The sequence below is a fragment of the Pelosinus baikalensis genome (genome assembly GCF_020819555.1).
In the GTDB taxonomy this organism is placed as follows: domain Bacteria; phylum Bacillota; class Negativicutes; order DSM-13327; family DSM-13327; genus Pelosinus; species Pelosinus baikalensis.
On the sequence record NZ_JAJHJB010000097.1, the window covers coordinates 1 to 2,694 of the forward strand.

Genomic DNA, 2,694 nt, shown 5'->3' on the forward strand with positions numbered 1-2,694 from the left:
AATTATTGCTGCCTAGTAAAGAACTTGAATTTGCAGCACTTGAATATAAAAGAGAACATTTCGATAATCAAGAGTATGAGCTGCATGGAAGCTCCCTTTTTGACAACACAGATTCATATGATGATTGGTTAAAAGAAGATGGTAGTGACTCGAAAGAACCATCCCCTCGATTCCTCAGTGTTACATTGTAGAATCTCCTTGATATGTTAATATAGCATATTTCCAAACACTCTAGAGATAAAGGACAAGCGGAAATCAACGTATAGTTGAAAGTCATATTTGGATTAACAGAGGTGCTGTTTTAAATTCATGAAGTGCTGTCAAGAACCCCGCCCCCTGACACCATTGACGTCTCAACCCTGAAATGGTAATATTTGAACAGAAGTGTAAAATGTTCAAACGTAAAGAGGAAATTACTAATGCAAAATCGCAGGGAAAAGATACTTAATACATTTAGTAGTTTAGTTGAGCGTTACGGTATCAACAAAACTACCATGCACGACATTGCAAAAGAGGCTGGAATTAGTGTCGGAACGATCTATAATGACTTTGCTAACAAGCAAGATTTGATCGACGCCTTTTGGCAGAGGGTAGAGAACCATTGTATCCGTCATCTTGACGAATTGATTGCGCAGAAGCTGCCACTGGAACAGTTGCTACGGCTCATCATTATTGAACATATTAAGATATTCAATGACCAAATTCGGAGGAACCGTGGTGTTTATGAAATGATGACGAACGGCATGATAACCTACATCAGGAGAAAAATAATTGATAATCGGAACATTATTAAACAGGAACTGACTAAGAGGGTGGGGCTGATTATTAGTGACGGTATCAAAAATGGTGATTTCGAAGCAGTTGACGATATATTTGGAACGGCTATCTGTTTTGTTGAGGCATTTACTGAATATTGGGCACCTCCACTGGTATTGTCGCGCAAACAGGAAGACGTGATAAAAGACGCGGAGTCAATGTTTGATTTTGTCATTAAGGCGCTAAGGAAGTGATGACTTAAGTAGATATTTTTTTACTTCTCGTGATCCAAGATTTTTTTATACCCAATCTTGAATAAATGAATAAATAATTAATTTGTTCAAAATGCTTCGATTCAAAAATGAAGAGGAGGAAGTTAATCGAATGCAAATGAGAAGAATTACATCAATTACGCTTATGATGGTATTTATTTTCGTAGCTGTTACAGGTATTGAAATCGATATCGCGGATAAAAAGATTCTTTTTTTAAAAAGATTACATGAATGGACGGGCTATATACTCATTATTTTGGGGTTAATTCATTTGTTTTTTAATCGTAAAGCGATGATGTCGTATATTCGAACAAGAAGTTAAGAATGTAGTGTTGAGTTACGTATTGTGGTTAATTACAAATATAAGCGACAAGGAAAATGACGGATTGCCGTTATACTAGGTATTCCGTGATCTTTGGCATACCTAGTACATGCATGCATAGTAAAAAAACTCGAGGTATCTGGAGGAGCTTGTATGCGAATTTCAGGATTAAAATTTTTAGTGATAGGCATCATAATTATGTTAATAATCGTGGCAAGTGTTGTATTTCTATTACCGTTTCAATCAAAAGAAATGAGCGTGTCTGATGGATTTGAAAATCTTACATTAAGTAATGCGTGGAGTAGTAGTAAATTTTTACCTCGCGACTTAATAATTCAATCTGACATTGTCCGTTCTGGTAATAACGCGGTAAAACTAACATTGCATCAAGGAGATCAGATCAAATCAGAGATCGGATCAAATTTTGAAAGAGCAGAGTTGATGGAGGAATTTTCAAAATGGTCAAAAGAACATTCGAGTTATTCCTATTCATTCAGTTTATTTTTACCCGAAGAATTTCCTCTCGTCCCAACACGGCTGGTAATCGCTCAATGGAAGCAGGTAGCTAAGATCAATTCGGATGACTCTCCCGTAATTGCACTTAGATACGTTAATGGAACTCTTATGGTGACATGTATGGTAGGAAATGAAAGAAATATAGTGTATTGTTCCAATGAGGAAATTCGGAGTCGGTGGCTTGATTTCAAGTTCGTCATTCACTTTTCCAGAAATGACGATGGAAGAATAGTTGCGTGGCTGGACGGAAAGCAAATTGTAAATTATTCAGGCAAGATTGGTTATACGATGAGGGAAGGATACACTCCCGTTAGTCTTTACTACTTTAAGATGGGACTGTATCGCGATAACATGCGAGAAGATATGGATATATATATTGATGAATATAAGAAATGTAGGCTCCCAAACGGTTCTGATGACGTACTATTTGAAACCAAGATAAAATAGGAGGCTATAATAAAACAAGTTCAACTAGGCTTGGAAAGCCGCGTCAAAGTCATCCAAGGAACGATTGACGATCTGCTGCTTCCAGGCTCGAAGTTCGACGCGGCAAGTTGTATCTTGGTTCTTCACTTCGTTGACGATGATCAAGAGAAGTTGAAGCTACTCGGAACCATTAGGGATAAATGAAACCGGGAGCTTCATTCGTACTCGTTACCGCATACGGAGACCGCGATGATTCCGAACTTCAAGACAGATTAAATGTATGGAAAAAGCTTTTGGGTGGATGCCAGATACGAATCATCTAAAGTGGACGAGATGGTAAGCAGAGGCATTAGAAGTATGATCACTGGGCAATGGATGGATAAAGGCGATGCGTTACGGGAT

General features: G+C 37.9%; 5 protein-coding genes. All 5 read left to right on the forward strand.

Annotation, left to right across the window (positions count from 1 at the left end; translation table 11 throughout):
* Positions 1-191 (forward strand): hypothetical protein (locus tag LMF89_RS25100; RefSeq protein ID WP_229537541.1); only part of this gene is annotated, 191 nt, incomplete at its 5' end.
* 228 nt (positions 192-419) lie between these two features.
* Positions 420-1,010, forward strand: coding sequence for a TetR/AcrR family transcriptional regulator (locus tag LMF89_RS25105; RefSeq protein WP_229537542.1), 591 nt, complete (start codon positions 420-422; stop codon positions 1,008-1,010).
* 130 nt (positions 1,011-1,140) lie between these two features.
* Entirely contained in the window at positions 1,141-1,350 is a 210-nt protein-coding gene (locus tag LMF89_RS25110; RefSeq protein ID WP_229537543.1) for a DUF4405 domain-containing protein, read from the forward strand.
* A 153-nt stretch (positions 1,351-1,503) separates the two neighbouring features.
* Entirely contained in the window at positions 1,504-2,313 is an 810-nt protein-coding gene (locus tag LMF89_RS25115; protein WP_229537544.1) for a heparin lyase I family protein, read from the forward strand.
* Positions 2,314-2,343: 30 nt separating this feature from the next.
* Positions 2,344-2,496, forward strand: a complete 153-nt coding sequence (locus LMF89_RS26465; RefSeq protein ID WP_369412723.1) for a class I SAM-dependent methyltransferase — start codon at positions 2,344-2,346, stop codon at positions 2,494-2,496.
* Positions 2,497-2,694: the final 198 nt, after the last annotated feature.

Excerpts from the sequence above, each read along its gene's own strand:
- LMF89_RS25105 (WP_229537542.1), top strand. The coding sequence starts at position 420 with ATGCAAAATCGCAGGGAAAAGATACTTAATACATTTAGTAGTTTAGTT.
- LMF89_RS25115 (WP_229537544.1), top strand. The coding sequence starts at position 1,504 with ATGCGAATTTCAGGATTAAAATTTTTAGTGATAGGCATCATAATTATG.
- LMF89_RS25110 (WP_229537543.1), top strand. The coding sequence starts at position 1,141 with ATGCAAATGAGAAGAATTACATCAATTACGCTTATGATGGTATTTATT.